The following is a 17,981-nucleotide window of genomic DNA, read 5'->3' on the forward strand; positions in this document are numbered from 1 at the left end:
CAGGTACGACAAACGCGTGTACGTCTTTCTCGGCACAGTCACGGTCGCCGCACTGGCCATCTGGCTCCGCTCATGATCGCGCGGACAGAACCTAGGGCAGAAGCCTTCGGTTCGACACTGCCGCTGCTACCCTCTGTACTAGCACAGGACAGGAAGGCGGCAGGTCGTGACGAAGGCCACAGGCACAGCCGGTGATCCGCCCTATCTGCGCATCGTCGCCGCGATCCGGCGGCGCATCGCGGACGGTGAACTCGCTCCCGGGGACCGGGTTCCCTCGACCCGGCAGATCGCCGGGGAATGGGGCGTCGCGCTCGCCACCGCCACCAAGGCCCTGACCACCCTGCGCCTGGAGGGACTTGTCGAGGCCCGACCCCGGGTCGGCACGGTCGTCGCCGGAACCGCCCCCGCCGTGCCGGCCCGCAGGCGCCCGTCACCCGCCCCGGACTCCGAGCAGGCGCAGGAGCAGGAGCTGAGCCTCGACCGGATCGTCCGCACCGCCATCGAGATCGCCGACGCCGAAGGGCTCTCGGCGCTCTCCATGCGCGGCGTCGCGGCCCGCCTCGGCGTCGCGGCGATGTCGACCTACCGGTATGTCCCGAGCAAGGAAGACCTCGTCCTGCGCATGGCCGACGCCGCGTTCGGCGAGAAGTCCTACCCCGCGGAAGCCCCCGAGGATTGGCGTACCCGCATCGAGCTGGGCGCCCGGACCCTGTGGAGCCTGTACCGGCAGCACCCGTGGCTGGCCCAGCTCGGCTGCCTCACGCGCCCGCTGCTCGTACCCAATCTGATGGTCCACGGCGAGTGGGTGCTGGGCGCCCTCGACGGCCACGGACTCGACCCCACGACACTGTTCGACATCCACGTCCTGCTCTACAGCCATGTCCAGGGCCTGGCGGTGCACCTGGAGATGGAGGCGCACGCCGAAGCCGCCACGGGCCAGTCGGAAGACCAGTGGATGGACAGCCGCGCCCCCGCCCTCCAGGAGCTGGTGGAATCCGGCCGCTTCCCGGCCTTCACCAAGGCGGTCGGAGCCTTCGAGGACGGCTACGACCTGCGTCTCGACGCGCTCTTCGAATTCGGCCTCAAGACGCTCCTCGACGGCCTGACTTCCGCCGTCGAAGGCCAGGAAGCCGGCACGGGCGGTACCGCCGCGATCGGGGGACCTCACCGTCCGGCGGCATCGCGGCGGCCTGCGGCTGACCGTTGACCGTCGTACCGCTGAAGTCCTTTGCGCGTGCTGCCGCCCGGATGATGAGGTGGAAGGGTGACCGACCCTCATGAGATCTCAGCCGTGCGGCCGTTGACACTGGCTTGGGTGGGCCGGCACCTGGAGGCCGGCGAACGGATCGTCGGAATCGAGGCGCTGCACGGCGGCATCACCGCCGAAATGCGGAGGCTGACCATCGGCACGCGGGACGGAGGCACCCGCGACCTGGTGCTGCGGAGTTTCGTCGACCCGTTCTCCGTGGAACGCGCCGAGGACTGGCTGGACAGGGAGGCCGGCGCCCTGGCCTTGCTGGCGGGGACCGGCGTCCCGGCTCCCGCGCTGGTCGCGGTTGATCCGAGCGCCGCACAGTGCGAGTATCCGTCGCTCCTCATGACGCATCTGGCGGGCCGGACGGTCCTCGACGATGAGGGGGTGGAGGAACGCGTCCCCCTGCTGGCCCGTCAGCTCGTGGCGATCCACGCGCTGCGGCCCGCCGAACGGCCCCGGGATTATGTGGCGTTGACGACCGCCGACACCGTCGTGGTGCCGAAGGGCGCCGACGCGGCGGCATGGGCCGCGGCGATCGACGTGATCCGCAGGCCCCCGCCGCCCGGTGAAGGGCGGTTCCTGCACCGGGACTTCCAACCCGGCAACGTGCTGTTCGACGTGCCGCCCCCAGGGCCGGCAGGTGCGCGGATCACCGGCGTCGTCGACTGGGCGGCGGCCTCCTGGGGCCCGGCGGATCTCGACGTGGCGCACTGCTCCACCAATCTCGCGCTGCTGCACGGCCCGGAGTGGGGTCAGCGGTTCGCCGAGGCGTACGAGGAGGCCGGCGGGGTGCTGGCCGTGACCGCGAGCGAGCGGCTGTACTGGCGGGTGCGGGACGGACTGGCGTGCTCGGAGGAAGTACGGTCGGTGGCGCAGCCCTGGCAGGAGGCTGGACGGACGGAGCTGACGACGCGAGCCGTGGAGCAGCGGCTGGACGCCTACGTCACCGCCCTGCTGGACGCCCTGGGCTGAGCCAGGGCCGGTCCGGAGCGCGGGCCGGGGTGGCGGGGCCACCCTCACCTTCAATAGCAATATGAAATTATTTATATTGAGAATATCTCGCTCCTCATATGCCTCTTTCGTCACTGCGCACCCAATCACCCTGCACAGGTAGCGGAATTTCGTCGAAGCACTCGACACCGTTCCGCAGTTATGGGACAGTCAATTTGAACCACCTGGTTTTGAGGAGCACAAGTTGCCCGTTTCCAGGAGACTGATCTCGCCCGACGGGCGCATCTGGGAGACCGACGAAATCGTGGCCCGCGTATTCGCCGCCACCGAACTTCTTGCACGCCGTGGCGTCGAACCCGGTTCACGGGTGATGATGAGCGGGGCCAATTCCCCGGAATGGGTCGTCACCCTGCTCGCGCTCATTCACCTCGACGCTTCGGTGGTCCTGGCCGATCATCGAGCCACCCCGTCACAGCGATCGAAGATCCGCACCCAGGCGCGCGTGGTGCTCGAAATCAGCGACGGTGCGGGCCGCACCGCGGCGCCGCGCCCCGCTTCGAACACCGCGACCGTGCCCGACGTCGCGAGCTGGGCACGGCGTCAGGACGCCGCGATCTCCTGGTCGTCGGGGACGACCGGCAGCCCCAAAGGCATCGTCCGCTCCGGCCGTTCGATCCTGGACAACCTCGCGCTCAGTGCGGAACGCATGGGGTACCGGCCTGACGACGTCTTCCTGCCGATCCTGCCGTACTCCCACCAGTACGGTCTGTCACTGGTCCTCTGCTGGTGGCTGGGCGGAGGCACGCTCGTGGTCTACGGATCGACCACGCGCCTGGACCGTGCGCTCGCGGTCGGCGTGGACCACGGCCTCTCCATCGTCGACGGGGCCCCGTCGACCTACTACAGCCTGCTCAACCTGCTCGACCGTCGCCCCGCCCTCGTGAACGCGCTGGGGACGGTACGAGCCTGGTGCGTGGGCGGCGCGCCACTGGGGAGCAACCTGGCGGCCCGGTTCCACGCCCGCACGGGCCGGCACCTGCTCGACGGCTACGGAGCGACCGAGGCCGGAAACATCGCGCTGGCGCCCCCGACCGATCCGGTCGGGTGCGGCACGCCGCTGCCCGGTGTGGTCGTCGAAGTCCACGACGACCACGGCAGGCCGCTTCCCCACGGCCGGCTCGGCGAGCTCGTCGTCCGCAGTGACGGCCTGATGACCGGCCACCTCGGCACTGACGGTGAGATCGTTCCGGCTTCGAGTCCCGTTCACCGCACCGGCGACATCGGCCTGATCGACGACGCCGGCCGCGTCTTCCCGGTCGGGCGCAAGCACGCCGCGCACCGCGACGGTCACACGCTCTATCCCGACCACCTTGCCAAGCTGGCCGAGTCGGCCGGCGCGCAGACGGAGGTCGTCGCGGTCCCCGACGCCCGTCTGGGCTGCCGCCTGGTGTTCGTGATCGCGGACCCGGACGCTCACGAGCCTGCGCACTGGAAACGGCTGCTGCGCCCTGTGTTCGCCCGCTACGAGCAGCCCGATCAGATCGTCGTGCTTCCCTCGCTGCCCCTCACGAACACGGGAAAGCCCGACCGGGCCGTTCTGGAGAAGATCGCCATGAGCTCGCTGTCCGCATCACCCGGGACGACCACCGACGTCACCGCGTCCGGCTCGACCACCGGCTCGGCCGGCGGTGCGAGCGGCTACCGCATCCCCTTCGCCGACCGCGTCGACGCGCTGCGCGCAGTGCGCCGGTACGTGGCCGACCACGAGGACGCGGTGATGGGGATCCTCACCGAGATCTCGCCCCACCACACCGCCGGCGCGGAGATCCGCTCGTTCCTCGCCACCCTGGACGGAGCGGAGGAGGAGATCCGTCGCGTCCGGCCCGGCCGCGTGCCTCGGGTCGCGGTCTTCATGCCCTCCAACATGCCGCTCCATTCCTACGCGCTCTACATGCTCATAGCATCCCTTTACAGCGAAAGAATCACCTTTCGGCCGTCCTCGGAGATCAAAAGCCAGATGCGGCGCTTGCACGACCTGCTGGCACCGGTTCACGGCCTGCCCATCAGCCTTTCCGAGCTCAGTCAGCGCAAGTTCGTGACGGGACCGGTACGCGAAGCGGACCTCATCGTCTTCACCGGCAATTACGCCAATGCCGAGACCGTCCGCGAGGGGCTGGCGGAGGACCAACTCCTCCTCTTCTTCGGTAACGGCATCAATCCCTTCGTGGTCGCACCCGACGCCGACCTCACCCGCGCCGTGCACGACGTCACGAGGCTCCGGCTCTACAACTCGGGCCAGGACTGCTTCGGTCCCGACGTCGTGTTCACGCCGAAGGGCCGCACCGAGGAATTCGTCGACCTGTTGTCCGCCGAACTGGCTTCGCTGCGTTTCGGGCAGAACGGCGACCCCGGCGCCGACTACGGTCCGATCTTCTACGACTCGGCGCTGGTGAACTGCTCGGGCTACCTGGTGCACCATGCCCGCCGTATCCGGCACGGCGGGCGCATCGACCTGCCGTCCCGCAAGATCGAGCCGACCGTGCTGCTCTGGGGCTTCGACGACAAGATCCCCCTCGAGGAGATGTTCGCCCCGGTGTTCAACGTCGTGGCCTACCCCAGCGCGAGGCTGTTGCGTGAACGGCTGTCGAACCCCTACTTCAGCGAACGCGCGCTGGGAGCGATGGTCTACGGGAACGATCCGCAGACGGTGGATGTCCTGGCCAGGCGTCACCAGACCTGTGTCGACCACACGCTGCTCGACGCCGAGGACGGCAACCGCCCGTTCGGCGGATTCGGGATGCGGGCGAACTACATCTCCTACGGCGGCGAGCGGCACGCCGAACCGCTGCTCATGTCGCAGGCCGTGGCGCAGACCCTCCCGGCGGCTGCGCCCGTCACGGCGAGTGGGGAGTGACCCAGGTGAGCAAGGTGAGCAAGGTGAGCCAGGTGAGCCAGGTGAGCCAGGTGAGCCAGGTGAGCAAACGGTACGCCGACGCGTGGTCCGCAATCGTCGACCTGCTGGTGGCGAACGGGGTGGACACCTGCTTCGGATTGCCCGGCGACGATCTGGAGTTGCTCCGCGCCCTCGACGCCGCCGGCCTGGACCTCGTGCCGTGCCGTGACCAGCGCAACGCGATGTACATGGCGACCGGTTACGCGCTGCAGTCCGGCCGGATCGCCGTATGCGCACTGGGCAAGGGCCCGGCTGTCACCCACGCGGCCACGGGGCTGCTCGAAGCGCGGGAGTCCGGTGCACCCGTCCTCGTGCTCGCCGCCGGCGTGCCCGAACGCCGCCGGGGCAGCGGCGGATTCCAGGAACTCGACCAGGTCGCCGTGACAGCACCGCTCGTGCGGTGGGCGCACCGGGTGGGGCACCCGGACCGGGTTGTCCCCGCGGCGGTGACGGCGCTGACCCGGGCTGTGGGGCCGCCGTCCGGGCCCGTGTACCTGGAGGTACCCGATGACGTCCGCACGGCGGAGGTCCTCGTCACCGGAGCGTGGCCGACGCTGCCCGAACCACTGGTCCTCGAATCCGTTCCCGTGACACCGGGGCCGGCCCTGGCGGCGATCCGCGAGAGCCGGCGTCCGGTGGTGCTGGTGGGCGGCGGAATGCGGCACCGCAACGGCGCTGGCGTGGTCGAGCGCTTCGCCGAACGCCTCGGCGCGGCACTCTTCACCACCGCGTCCGGCCGCGGTGCCGTCGACGAGCACCACCCGCTGTTCTGCGGCGTGGCGGGCCTCTACGCCGCGGCCCCCGCCCGCGAACTGTGGTCGTCCTGCGACCTGGTGGTCTCGCTCGCCGGACGGCTGGAGGAGACGGTCGTCGAAGGCGGAACACCGTGGCCCCCGGTCGCGGTGGTGCAGGTCAACGTGGACCCGGGCGGCCTGTCGGCCGAGTTCTCGGGCCCGCGGGTGCTCGGGGACGCCCGGCACGCCGTGCTCGGCTGGTCGCGGGCGCTGGAGGAGGACGGCGAGGCCGAGCGCGCGGCCGCGACCGAGGTGTGGGCGAACAGGATCGCCGTCGCCCGCAAGGCCATGTCACTTGAGGCGGAGGCGGAACTGGTCCGCGCGGCGACACTCCCGGGGATCCGCATCGCCGAACTGCTCGCCGCGCTCGATGCCACCGCCGGCGAGCCCCGCGTGCTCGTCCAGGAGAACGGGCTGCAGGACATGTGGTCCTACGGCTTCCCCTTCCACGTCGGTGGCGGGTCCGTCGTGCCGTCGGAGCAGACCCCCCTGGGCTTCGGCGCGGCCGCGGCCATCGGGGTCAAACGGGCCGCCCCGGACCACGAGGTCACCGCGTTCATCGGAGACGGAGCGTTCCTCGCGGCCCGCGCGGACATCGCCGTCACCGCTCCGGCCCACGGCGGCGTGCTGTACGTGGTGTTGTGCAACGGCGGCTACGGCTGGCTGGACGCCCAACGCGCCCGCCTCGGTCTCGACGCCGAACGCCACCCCTTCACCCGTCCGGGCGCACCGCCGCCCGTGGTGGACGGGCCGGACATCCACTGTCGAGTGCTGCGCGACAAGGCCGCGCTGACCGCTGAGATTCTCGCCGCGCGGCGGTTCTGCTCCCGGGGAGGCACAGCCGTGCTCATGGTGCCCGTCGCACCCGACGACATCCTCCCCTGCATCCGCGACGCCGAGGTGGTTCCCCAGTGACGAACGCAGGAGAGCGGGGCGACGCCGGGCCCAGCCGACCCCGGCGCCAGGTGGTGGTCACCGGGTACGGGGCGGTGACGCCGCTCGGCCACAGTGTCGGCGAGACCTGGGCGGCGATGCTCGCCGGCCGCAGCGGCATCGCCACCGTGGACGCGATCGACGTGACCGGTCTCGGAGTCCGGATCGGCGGCCAGGTGCGCGGCTTCACACCCGGCCGCTACATGCCGCCGACGGTCAGCCGCCGCGCCGACCCGTACGCGCAGTACGCCCTCGCCGCGGCACTGGAGGCGTGCGAGCACGCCGGACTCGTCGTCGACGACCGCCTGGCGCCGCGGGTCGCCGTGATCATCGGCAGTGGCTACGGCCCGGTCGGGTCGATCTACCGCGCCGCCAACACGCTGCGCGACAAAGGGCCCCGGGGCATCAGCCCGTTCACCCAGGTCACCACCGCCATGGACAGCGCCGCCTGCGAGATCAGCATGCGTCTCGGCACGCAGGGGCCCAGCCGGGCCCAGAGCACGGCGTGCGCCAGCGGCGCGGACGCGGTGGGCGCGGGGATGCGCATGATCGGCAACGGGGAGGCCGACGTCGTCCTGGTCGGCGGCGCCGACGCCTGCGTCACCACCGTCGACCTCGCGGGCAGCGGCAACGCCCGCGCGCTGTCCACGCGCAACGACGACCCGACCGCGGCGTGCCGGCCGTTCGACGCGCACCGCGACGGGTTCGTGATGAGCGAGGGGGCCGCCGTGGTGGTGTTGGAGGCCGCCGAGGTGGCCGACCGGCGAGGGGCCACGGCTTTGGCCGAACTCGCGGGTTACGGAGCGAGTTCCGACGCTCATCACTGGACCGCCCCGCACCCGCAGGGACGCGGCGCGTGCCTCGCCGTCGAGGCGGCGCTGCGCGACGCGGGCATCACGGGGGCGGACGTGGACTACGTCAACGCGCACGGCACCGGAACGCTGCTGAACGACGCCACCGAGACGGCCGTCCTGCGCACGGTGCTGGGCGACCGTGTCACCCGGATCCCGGTCAGCTCCACCAAGTCGATGACCGGGCACATGATCGGTGCCGCCGGAGCGGTCGAGCTGGTGGCTTCGATCCAGGTCCTGCGCACGGGTGACGTCCCGCCGACCATCAACTGCGACGACCCGATCGACCCGGACATCAACTTCGTGCCGCACCGGGCGCAGCACCACGAGCGGATGCGGATCGCTCTCAGCAACTCGTTCGGCTTCGGCGGCCACAATGCCGCTCTCGTGGTCCGAGCGGTATGAGGGCCCGGCCGTGAACCGCCTCCCGGAGCCGCCCCCGAGCGCCGCCACCGTCAACCGCAGCGGGCCGCTGACCTGGGTCCAGCAGTGGCACTGGTTCGAGCGCACCGTTCCCGCACCACGGCGGGTGAACCCGACGCCCCTCGCCGACCACTGCCACGTCCCGCCCCCGGCCACCGTCACCGACGTCCACGCGGCACTCGCGGCCCTCACCGCCCGCCATGAGGCGCTGCGCACCACGGTCGACCCGCTCCGCCCGGTCCAACACGTCCACCGTGCGGACTGGGCGCCGCTGCCGGTCGACCACGTCGACGTCCGCGCCGTCGATGCCGACACCCTGGACGCCGCCACCGCCGCGCTGGCCGCCCGTCCGATCGATCCCGAGCGGAACCCGCCCTGGCGCGCCAGGGTGCTGCTGGAGGCGGGGAGGCCGCGTGCGGTCCTGCTGGCCGCCCATCACGTCGTGATCGACGGGTGGGGGCTGGCGGTGCTGATCAACCAGTTGCACGACCAACTGCGCGGCGTCGGCGCACCGGCGGAGGCAAGCGTGCAGCACCCCCTCGACACGGTCGCCGCCCAGCCCGTGGAACGCGCCCGCGCGGCGGAGCGCGAGTGGCTCACGCGGCTCGCGGGCAACCCGACCGGTGTGCTGGCCCCGTTCGGCGGGACCGACGACGGCGCTGGGCGCCACCGCCTCCAGCACCGCTCGGCGGGTGCGTACGACGACCTCCACCGCGTCGCCCGGCGCCATCGGGCCGGTCCGGAGGTCGTCGTGCTCGCGGCGCTGGCCCACGACGTCGCCACCCGCACCGGTGAGCACCGGTTCCTCGCGTCCGTGGTCGTCTCCAACCGGGCCCGGGCCGCTCTGCGGAACAGCGTCGGCGTCCGGGCCCTGACGGTTCCGGTGCAGATCGACCTCCGCCCGGGCGCGGCGTTCGGCGAGGTGGTCGCCTCGGTCGCCGCCGCCTCCTCCGCCGCCTACCGGCACGGTCAGTGGCGCCCCGCGGAACTGGTCGCCGCCGAGGCGCGGATGCACCGTCGCCGGGGTGTCGTGACCGTACCGACCATCGAGTACAACTGCTACTCGTGGCCGCGCGACTACCTGGTCCCCGGGTACCTGGTCCCCGCGCAGTACGCTCCGCCGGACGGGTCCGCAACCTGGATCCGTAGCGCACCCGACGAGCCCTGCGACACGCTGTACGTCGACCTCAGCCTCGACGCGGGGGTCGTCACCCTCGATGTCACCGTCGGGGACCACCTGCTCGACGCCGGGCAGGCCGTGGCGTTGCCCGTCCGTCTGTGCGCCTTCCTGCGCGCGCTCGCCGACGGTGCCGAGTGCCCGGTTCCGGCGCGCCCGCCGACACCGGCCGCCGCCGGATGGTGGCGCTCCCCGCAGGGATGGGTGTGCCCGGCCAGGGTCGAGGCCGTGTTGCGCGGCCACCCCGGAGTGCTCGACGTGACGGTGGCGCCCAGCGGGGACGCAGCGGGGGAAGGCGAACCGCACCTCGTCGCACGCGCTCGCACCGCCCCCGGTGTCACCCCCGACGACTTGCACCGCCACGTCCTGGACCACCTCGACGAAGTGCCCGGCATCGCGGCCCCGGGCCGCTACGTCCTGTCCCCGGCCGGCCCCGGGTCCGACCGGTCCCGCACCGCCACCACCGGCGCGGGAACGCCGCGGGTCCCGTCGCGCCCGCCCGCGACGGGCGCCGAACGGGCGCTGGCCGCCGCCGTGGCCGCTGTCGCACCCGGCGATCCACCGGACGGCTCCTCCGACAGCCCTGACGCGGTGGACATGAACCGTTGCCTCGCCGACCACGGCGTCACCCTGGTCGCCGTCCCCCGTCTGCTGGCGCTGCTCCACCGGTCCGGCTTCACCGGGATCGCGTCGGACGAACTGGCCGGAACGGCCTCGCTCGGCCACCTCGCCACAGCCCTGGAGCCCTCACCGCCCCGCGCCCATCGTGGAGGAGAAACCTCGCCATGACCGCGTCCCGCACCGCCGACCCGTCCGCGGACCGCCTGGCCCCGTGGGCCTTCGCCGCCTTCGTCGAGGCGAACACCCACGACACGGCCTACCGCCCGCCGGTGGTGGACGGTCCCGTCGGGCCGACCATCGTCCGCAACGGCCGCGAGCTGGTGAACTTCGCCAGCATCAGCTTCCTCGATCTGGAGCGCCACGTCCCCGTACGGCGTCATTTCGCGGAGGGGGCGCTCGCCCACGGCCTGAGCACCAGCGGATCCAGGATGACCCAGGGGATCTGCCGCCCGCACCAGGTGCTGGAGGAGACGATCGCCCGTCACACCGGCAAGGAGCGAGCCATCAGCTTCGCCACGGGGCTCCTGGCCAACATCGGGTTCGTCCACGCCATGAGCAGTTCCGCGCACTTCGACGCCGGGATCGAGGTGCGCAACCACGACACCGTGTTCGTCGTCGACCGCGACGTCCACTGGAGCATCTGGAAGGGCCTCCAGGGGCTCGGCTACGGCCGCAACGTCCACGCGTTCCGGCACAACGACGTCTCCGACCTGGCCCGCGTCCTGGAGCGGGTCCGCACCCACAAGACCGTGGTGATCGCCGAGAGCATCTATTCGGCCGACGGCACCATGGGACCGATCGTGGAGATCCTCGACGAGTGCGACCGTCACGGCGCCGTCAGCATGATCGACGACGCGAACGGCTTCATGGTCTACGGACCCGAGAACCGTCCCTACGCCCGGGAGGCCGCCGCGATCCGGGAGCGGGCCGACTTCGTCATGGTGTCACTGTCGAAGGCCATCGGTCTGGAAGGCGGCGCGATCGCCGGGCCGGCGGCGGCCATCGACGCCTTCGAACTGCTCTCCGGCACCTCGATGTTCACCGCCGCCATCCAGCCGCCGACCGCTTACGCCGCCGACCGCACGATCGGCGTCCTCGCCGGCGATCCGGGGATCGTCGACGACTACCTGGCGCATGCCGCCCGCCTTCGCCGACAGATGCACGAGGCCGGCACGGCGACGACGCCGACCGAGTCGTACATGCTCTCGGTGCCGATCGGAAGCGACGCCGCCGCCCTGCAGATGCGGGAGTGGTTCGTCGAGGACGGCTACCTCGTACCCGTCTTCTCCTACCCGGCCGTCTCGCGCAACCAGGCGCTCCTGCGCCTGTTCCCGCACGCGGGCCACACCGAGGAGCAGATGGACGGCTTCCTGCACACCCTCCTCGCCTACCGACGACGCCTCGGGCTCTGACCTCCCCACCGACGCTCGCCGCACCGAGGCTCGCCCCACCGACCTCTGACCGACGCCGACCCCATCCCCATCCCCAGAGGAAGGAACCCGTGGTGGACAACATCGACATCCTCAACGCCATTGCCGAGATCGTCGAAGAGGTCCTCGGCATCGACTCCGCCGAGGTGAGCGCCGAGACGTCGTTCACCGACGACCTCGACGTCGACTCCCTGGCCATGATGGAGATCGCCGTGGCGGTCGAGGACAGGTTCGAGGTGAAGATCCCGGACGACCGGGTCACCGGATTGAGGACCGTCGGCGACGCGGTGAACTACGTCGCCGAGCACCGGTGACCTCCGCCGGGACGACCCTTCCCCACGAGGCTCCCCAGGAGGTCGGACAGCCATGAGCGTCCTCGATCGCTTCCGGCTCGACGGTCGCGTCGCCGTGGTCACCGGCGCCTCCTCCGGGCTGGGCGTCGCCTTCGCCACCGCGGTGGCGGAGGCCGGCGCCGACGTCGTGCTCGGGGCGCGGCGCACCGAGCGGCTGGAGACCGTGCGCGCGGCCGTCGAGAAGCTCGGCCGCCGGGCCGTCGCCGTGCGCACCGACGTCGCCGAGCCGGAGGACTGCCGCAGGCTGGTCGACGCGGCCGTGCGGGCATTCGGGCGGGTGGACATTCTCGTCAACAACGCCGGGATCAGCAGTGAGCAACCCGCGGCGGAGGAGACCCCGGAGCAGTTCCGCGAGGTCATCGACATCAATCTGAACGGCTCCTACTGGATGGCCCAGGCCGCGGGCGCGGTGATGCTGCCCGGCAGTTCCATCGTCAACGTCTCGAGCATCCTCGCCCTGGTCACGGGCGGGCTGCCGCAGGCCGCCTACTCGGCGTCGAAGGCCGGGATCCTCGGGCTCACCCGCGATCTCGCCCAGCAGTGGACCCCCGGCAAGGGCATTCGCGTGAACGCCCTCGCGCCGGGCCTCTTCACCTCCGCGATGACCGACGGCTACGCCGAGGGTTACCTGGAGGCGATGATGCCGCGGGTGCTCTCAGGCCGCATCGGGCGTCCCGAGGAGCTCGCTGCGGCTCTGGTCTTCCTCGTCTCCGACGCGGCGTCCTACATCACCGGCACCACCCTGACGGTCGATGGGGGCACCCACATCGCATAGTGACACCCGGCGCCGGACCCGCCGGCGTCGCCGGTGGGCCGCCGCCACGCCATGGCTGACGCCCCGTACCCGAGCCCCGGAGAGCCACCGATGACGACGGAGCCGACCGCCCCGCCCCTTCCGCGCGAACCGCTCGGCGATTCGCACCTGCGCCGCCTGATCGTGGGTCAAGGGCTGGCGGCCGTGGTCGATGCGCTGTTCATCGTCTGGCTCACGCTCTTCGTGCTCGACCTGTCGGAACCCGGAATCGCCACGGGGTTGGTGCTCGTGGCCGTGGCGCTGCCGCGAGCGGTGCTCCTGCCTCCTGCGGGAGTACTGGTCGACCGCCTCGGTCCCGCCCGTGTCGTGGCCAGTGCCGCCTGGCTCCGGGTCGCCGTCCTGCTCGCCCTCGGCGCCCTGGTCACCTTCACCTCACCGTCGTTGACGACGGTCGCGCTGCTCGGCGGGCTGCTCGGCGCCGCCGACGCCGCCTACTTCCCGGCGGCCCTGGCGTTGCTACCCGCCGTCGTGCCGACCGACAAGCTCTCCCGGGTCAACGGGCTGGTGCAGGGCGCGGAGTCGGGGGGCGACCTGGTCGGCCCGGCGGTGGCCGCCGGATGCATCGCCGCAGTCGGCTTCGCCGCGACGCTCGGTGGGATCGTGGCGATGGCCGCGTTGGCCGCCGTCGTCCTCAGCACGCTGATCCGGGTGGTGCGACATGGCGAAGGTGCCGGGGACGACGCCGGTCCGGCCACCGTCGACGGCGAGCAGTTCAGCAGTGCGCGTGCCCTCGGCGTGGGCTTGAGGTACGCCTGGCACGAACCGCTGGTGCGAGGGATGCTGGCAGCCATCGCCCTGATCAACATCGCGGTCGTGGGCCCCGTGCTCGTGGGCGGCGCGGTGCTCGCCGATCAACGCCTCGGCGGCGCGGGATCCCTGGGCGTCGTGCTCTCCGGTTTCGGTGCCGGCTCACTGGCCGGCTCACTGATGGCCGGGTGGCGGCCGCCCGCCCGGCGCGGCCGGACCGTGGTCGGCGGTGTCGCGGCGATCGGCGCAGGCATGGCCGGACTCGCCGCCGTCACCCATGTCGTCGCCGCGACGGCGGTCGTCTCGCTCATCGGCCTCGGATCCGGGTTCCTCGGAGTGGTGGTCGTGGCCACTCTGCAGGAGCGGGTGCCCGAGCAACTGCTGGGCCGGGTGCTCAGCCTCGTCGTGCTGGCCACGGTGGCGTTCGACCCGTTCTCCTACGTGATCGCCGGCGCCCTGCTCCCCTACGGCACGACCACGCTGTTCCTGGTCTGCGGCAGCGCCGTCCTGGCCTGCGCCGGCCTGGTCGCCACGAGCCCGGCGGTCCGCTCCCTGCGCTGACCGTGTCGATCGCCGGTCGTCCGCCGATCACCGGGCCCGGCCGAGGCCCCCGTGGGCGAAGATCTGCGCGCGGTCGCGGCACGTGGGTCGAGGCGAGCCTCTTCGAGTGAAAAACCGGAGCAAGGCCGCCTGACTGGCGCTTCGTCGGCGATGAAAAGGTCTTCCGACCATATGTTTAACTCCGGCGCTCACAGCGGCGGTGCCCGTGCCCGGAGTGCATTCCCACGTGCCACAGACCACGCAGCCAAGAGGACCAGCCATGCGCTCCACCCGCCGCGTTCTCGCCGCTTCAATCGTGGCGGCTTCCGCCTCAGCCTTTGGCCTGGCCGTCCTCTTCACGGGCGGGACGTCCCAGAGTTCCGATGCCACGCAGGTCCGCGCGGTCAACGCCCTCGGCACCTCGCAGAGCGAAGCCGAATCATCCTGGTCTCCCTCCACGAATCCGGACTCGGAGGACTCGGAGGACTCGGTGCCCCGTTGCTTCAGCTACGGCGGCCCCTACTGCGGCTGGGTGAGGACCTACTGGGGCGGCTGCGACAGGGACTGGGGCCTGAGCTACGGGTTCAAAGACCCTGCCGTGCTCTGCCCCCACGACCCCCGCCCGAGCCCCTCCGCCACGGCCAGTCCCTCCGCCACGTCGAGCGCCTCGGCCACGCCCAGCCCCTCCGCCAAGTCCGGTTCCCCGGCCGCACCCAGTCCCTCCGCCACGCCCAGCCCCTCGAACGGGCTCAGCCTCTCCGCCGCACCCAGCGGCGCTCGCCCACAGCCGGCCCCTCAGCCGTACCCGAGCCGCTCGGACGAGCTCAGCCCCTCCGCCACGCCCGGTTCCCCGGCCGCACCCAGCCCCTCCGACAAGCTCAGCCCCTCCGCTGCGCCCAGCCCCTCCACCGCGCCCAGCCGCTCGGCCACGCCCGCTTCCCCGGCCGCACCCAGCCCTCCGGGCGAGCTCAGCCCCTCGGGGGAACCCAGCTTCTTCACTGCACCCAGCCACCCGGGCGAGCTCAGTCCTTCGGAGGAGCCCAGCCCCTTCGCCGGAAGCAGCAGCTCCTTCTAATGGCCCCGTCGGGCCGTAGGAGAGACTACGGCCCGTAGCCACCAGCAGGTGAGCACTTCCTTCTTCGGAGCCATCGTGAGCTCTGAAGTCAGACCACGCCGCCTCTGGTCGGCCGGGGGGCTTGACTGCTGATGGAATCGCGTGCCCGCCAGGCAGGTTGGGCGTGAGCACTTGATCCATGAGAACGCGAGCCACGCCTTCCGCAGGCTGCACACACAGAACGCCAAGAGAAGCTGGAGAAGACCAGTGCTGTTCATCGGCGACGACTGGGCCGAAGACCACCACGACGTGGAGCTGCAGAACGAGACGGGCCGGAAGCCGGCGAGCGCACGGCTACCGGAGGGCTCCGAGGGCATCGCGAAGCTGCACGCCTCGTCGCCCGCCACGGTGGCCAGGACCTGGAGCCCGGGCAGGTGACGGTCTGCATCGAGACCGACCGGGGCCCGTGGGTGCAGGCCCTGATCGCCGCCGGCTACCGCGTCCACGCGGCCAACCCCCGCCAGGCTGCCCGGTTCAAGGAGAGGTACGGCACCTCGGGGGCCAAGAGCGACAAGGGCGACGCCCACGCGCTGGCGGACATGGTCCGCATCGACGGCGCACGGCCTGCGGGCGGCTGGTGCCCACGATCGCTTCCACACCGGTGGCGGTGGCGTGGACCTCCGTGGTCCACGACCTCCGGTACTCGCCGCTCTGAACGCCGGGCCCAGGACGGCCCGATGCGCCGGCACGGATCGCGGTCTCCAGGATCATCGCGTGGTGCCGCACCACCGCCGTGGCCGCCGGCACCGCGACGGCGGCCCTCGACTCCAGCTGCGCGGCCAGGACCCCGGCGTTGCTGGTCACCTGCGCCATCAACCGTCCACCGCCCCGTGCTCGCCGGGCTGCCGCACACCGGGCGCCCACTCGCCCAGCTGGGTGAGCAGCGCCCTCGTGAATTCGTGCGCGCCGCCGTCGAGGAGGTCGTGCCGGGCGAGGAGCGCCCGCTCGGTCTCGGCGGTCTCGACGGTCTCGATGGGGTCGAGGGCGGCCAGGAACGCCACGGCCGCCGGGCCCGGGTCCGGGTCCGGGTCCGGGTCCTCGCCGACCACGACGCGGGCGGCGCCCTCCCACTCCGGGTCGGCGGTCGGACGCAGCAGCAACTGGAGTTCGGGGAACTGCCCGACGGCGTGCCGCAGCTCGTACGAGCGGACCTGGTCGGCGAGGTCCTGGCCGTCGATCTCCAGACGCGCGGTCGGGCCGGTCGCCTGGATACGGACATGCCGCTACACGGCGGGGTTGGTGGTGGGGGTCATGGTCGCGAGCCCAGGAGCCTCGACGGACACGACGGCCGTTCCCGACCGCGGCCCGGCACGCACGCCCACCGCACGCCGGCTTCGCACTCCAGCGCCACTTCGCCCAACCCATCGCTCACCACTGGCTGTTGGCCAACGCGACCGTGGCGGAGGCCGTAGTCTCGCGGCATGCACAGGACCCTGGAGAACCCGCCCGCGCCGGCTCGCGAGATGGTGACGGAAGCCCTGGAAGGGGCTCTGGACGACCGATCCGCAGCTGACCACACGGCTGAGGCCCTGGTCGGGATCGCCCTGCACGGAGACGACCGCGACTTCGCCGAACACTGTTGCGTGAAGACCGGCACACGGGCCGCACCGGGCAGTCCCCTGCTGGGGCTGACCGTCCTGTGCCTGAGCCACATCGCCCGCCGCTTCGGCCGCCTCAGCGACGAAGCCCTCGACCTGGCGCGCTCCCTGGCGCAGCGGGCCGCCGCCGACCCGGCAGACGTGGACGGACGGGCCCTCGACGGCTACGACGACATCCGGACCTTCCTGCACCTCTGGTGAAGGCCGGAGTGGTCGCGCCTGCCGGGCTTGCATCCGGCAGGCGCGACCTACCGCAAGCATGGCCATGACTGCCGGGGAGGGCCCGTGACGCAAAGTACCGTCCGCCAGAAGTCGAAGCGCGGGCGACGGAATCGCTTGACCGCCGTGGCTGCGACAGCCGTTCTCGGTAGCGGGTTCGCAATCAACGCATGGATGAACCGGGGCCCGGAGATCAAGGCCCACGAAGGCGCCGTGGCCGGCTACCCGCTACTGGTCAGCTCCGACGGCCAAACCCTGACACTCAACATCGGCTGGGGTTGCGAGGACCGACCGGAGCTCGTGACCCGTGAGTCCACCGGCATGGTGAAGGTCTCCCTGCGGCACACGGTCCATCCGGGGTTCTGCGACCCGGGCGGCTTCGCGCAGATCACCACCCACCTGAACAAACCACTCGGCACCAGGACCCTGAACGACGCCACGGGCAAGCCCGCCGTCCACTTCGACGAGCGCAACCTTCTCCGGCCCGCGTCCCTGCCGGAGAACTACTACCCCTACCCCGCGGGCAAGATGGTCTTCCTGCCCGGCCTGGAAGCGATCCCGACCGACACCCCGGCCTGGGCCGTCGGTTACCGGCTGGGCACCGGTCCCGAAGCCGGCTCTCTGATCATCAGCCAGACCCTCCGGAGCAGCACACCACCACCCGGCAAGGCCGCCACCGTCAAGGGCCACCCCGCGACCATCACGCACTCGGATTCCCAAGGCGACCCCCACTCGCTGACTTGGTCCGACGGCACCTACACCTTCGTCGTCACCACCGGCGGCCCCCCACGACTCACCAACGAGGAACTCATCCACCTCGCGGAGAACATCGGGTAACCGACACCACGACGACGTCCGGTGGGACCACTCTGTGAACCGGCCCCACCAGAGACCGAGACCGCACCTGGACCGGTCAGGACAGAACTACTTCGTCCAGCCTGGTCATCCGTGCGACTTCCACGGTGCTGGCCCCGCCCGGATCGAGGGCCTGCCAGGTCCGGCCGACAGTGCCGGCGGTCGGTTCCTTCGCGGCGATGACGGTCCCTCGACGCGGCCGGCGTGCCGTACGAGATCGTCCCCGGCGTGCCCGCCTTCGCCGCCGCAGCAGCCGCCCTCAAGCGGGAGCTGACCGTCCCGACCGTCGGCCAGACCGTCATCCTCACCCGGATCGCCAAGCGCGCCACCCCGATGCCCGAGGGCGAGGACCT

The 17,981-nt window shown here is 71.6% G+C and carries 14 protein-coding genes and 2 pseudogenes; 14 read left to right on the forward strand and 2 right to left on the reverse strand.

The window, feature by feature from the left end; genetic code table 11:
• Positions 1-166: 166 nt before the first annotated feature.
• The 10 genes from AB0O82_RS37275 (at position 167) to AB0O82_RS37320 (ending at position 13,863) form a co-directional block, all read left to right on the forward strand.
• Positions 167-1,207, forward strand: a complete 1,041-nt coding sequence (locus AB0O82_RS37275; RefSeq protein ID WP_363589280.1) for a TetR/AcrR family transcriptional regulator C-terminal domain-containing protein — start codon at positions 167-169, stop codon at positions 1,205-1,207.
• 108 nt (positions 1,208-1,315) lie between these two features.
• Entirely contained in the window at positions 1,316-2,227 is a 912-nt protein-coding gene (locus AB0O82_RS37280; protein ID WP_363589282.1) for a phosphotransferase, read from the forward strand.
• Positions 2,228-2,450: 223 nt separating this feature from the next.
• Positions 2,451-5,120: an aldehyde dehydrogenase family protein gene (locus tag AB0O82_RS37285; RefSeq protein WP_363589284.1), complete on the forward strand. Its 2,670-nt coding sequence runs from the start codon at positions 2,451-2,453 to the stop codon at positions 5,118-5,120.
• 5 nt (positions 5,121-5,125) lie between these two features.
• Positions 5,126-6,868, forward strand: coding sequence for a thiamine pyrophosphate-binding protein (locus AB0O82_RS37290; RefSeq protein ID WP_363589286.1), 1,743 nt, complete (start codon positions 5,126-5,128; stop codon positions 6,866-6,868).
• On the forward strand, positions 6,865-8,142 hold the full coding sequence (gene fabF, locus AB0O82_RS37295) for a beta-ketoacyl-ACP synthase II (RefSeq protein WP_363589288.1): 1,278 nt from the start codon (positions 6,865-6,867) through the stop codon (positions 8,140-8,142). Before AB0O82_RS37290 ends, fabF begins: the two co-directional genes overlap by 4 nt.
• A gap of 10 nt (positions 8,143-8,152) precedes the next feature.
• Complete coding sequence (locus AB0O82_RS37300; protein ID WP_363589290.1) at positions 8,153-10,126, forward strand: condensation domain-containing protein; 1,974 nt, start codon at positions 8,153-8,155, stop codon at positions 10,124-10,126.
• Positions 10,123-11,370 carry an aminotransferase class I/II-fold pyridoxal phosphate-dependent enzyme gene (locus AB0O82_RS37305; protein ID WP_363589292.1) on the forward strand — a complete coding sequence of 416 codons (1,248 nt, stop codon included), beginning with the start codon at positions 10,123-10,125 and terminating at the stop codon, positions 11,368-11,370. Before AB0O82_RS37300 ends, AB0O82_RS37305 begins: the two co-directional genes overlap by 4 nt.
• Positions 11,371-11,459: 89 nt before the next feature.
• Positions 11,460-11,702 carry an acyl carrier protein gene (locus AB0O82_RS37310; protein WP_363589294.1) on the forward strand — a complete coding sequence of 81 codons (243 nt, stop codon included), beginning with the start codon at positions 11,460-11,462 and terminating at the stop codon, positions 11,700-11,702.
• 52 nt (positions 11,703-11,754) lie between these two features.
• On the forward strand, positions 11,755-12,516 hold the full coding sequence (locus tag AB0O82_RS37315; RefSeq protein ID WP_363589296.1) for a glucose 1-dehydrogenase: 762 nt from the start codon (positions 11,755-11,757) through the stop codon (positions 12,514-12,516).
• Between the two features lie 90 nt (positions 12,517-12,606).
• Positions 12,607-13,863: an MFS transporter gene (locus AB0O82_RS37320; RefSeq protein ID WP_363589298.1), complete on the forward strand. Its 1,257-nt coding sequence runs from the start codon at positions 12,607-12,609 to the stop codon at positions 13,861-13,863.
• A 774-nt stretch (positions 13,864-14,637) separates the two neighbouring features.
• Here AB0O82_RS37320 and AB0O82_RS37325 read toward each other — a convergent pair.
• Positions 14,638-14,841 (reverse strand): hypothetical protein, encoded by a 204-nt coding sequence (locus AB0O82_RS37325; protein WP_363589300.1) that lies wholly within the window; start codon positions 14,839-14,841, stop codon positions 14,638-14,640.
• Between the two features lie 322 nt (positions 14,842-15,163).
• On the opposite strand from AB0O82_RS37325, the pseudogene AB0O82_RS37330 reads away from it, so the two are divergent.
• A pseudogene (locus tag AB0O82_RS37330) lies at positions 15,164-15,510 on the forward strand (transposase); the annotation flags it as partial.
• A gap of 258 nt (positions 15,511-15,768) precedes the next feature.
• On the opposite strand, the gene AB0O82_RS37335 reads toward AB0O82_RS37330, so the two are convergent.
• Positions 15,769-16,056: a hypothetical protein gene (locus AB0O82_RS37335; RefSeq protein ID WP_363589306.1), complete on the reverse strand. Its 288-nt coding sequence runs from the start codon at positions 16,054-16,056 to the stop codon at positions 15,769-15,771.
• A 321-nt stretch (positions 16,057-16,377) separates the two neighbouring features.
• Between AB0O82_RS37335 and AB0O82_RS37340 the strand changes: the two genes are divergently transcribed.
• The 3 genes and pseudogenes from AB0O82_RS37340 to AB0O82_RS37350 all read left to right on the forward strand — a co-directional run.
• On the forward strand, positions 16,378-16,755 hold the full coding sequence (locus AB0O82_RS37340) for a hypothetical protein (RefSeq protein ID WP_363589302.1): 378 nt from the start codon (positions 16,378-16,380) through the stop codon (positions 16,753-16,755).
• Between the two features lie 84 nt (positions 16,756-16,839).
• Positions 16,840-17,610: a hypothetical protein gene (locus tag AB0O82_RS37345; protein WP_363589304.1), complete on the forward strand. Its 771-nt coding sequence runs from the start codon at positions 16,840-16,842 to the stop codon at positions 17,608-17,610.
• Between the two features lie 207 nt (positions 17,611-17,817).
• Positions 17,818-17,981, forward strand: a pseudogene (locus tag AB0O82_RS37350) (SAM-dependent methyltransferase); the annotation flags it as partial.

Origin of the sequence: Kitasatospora sp. NPDC088264, assembly GCF_040685715.1 — a bacterium.
Classification (GTDB): domain Bacteria; phylum Actinomycetota; class Actinomycetes; order Streptomycetales; family Streptomycetaceae; genus Kitasatospora.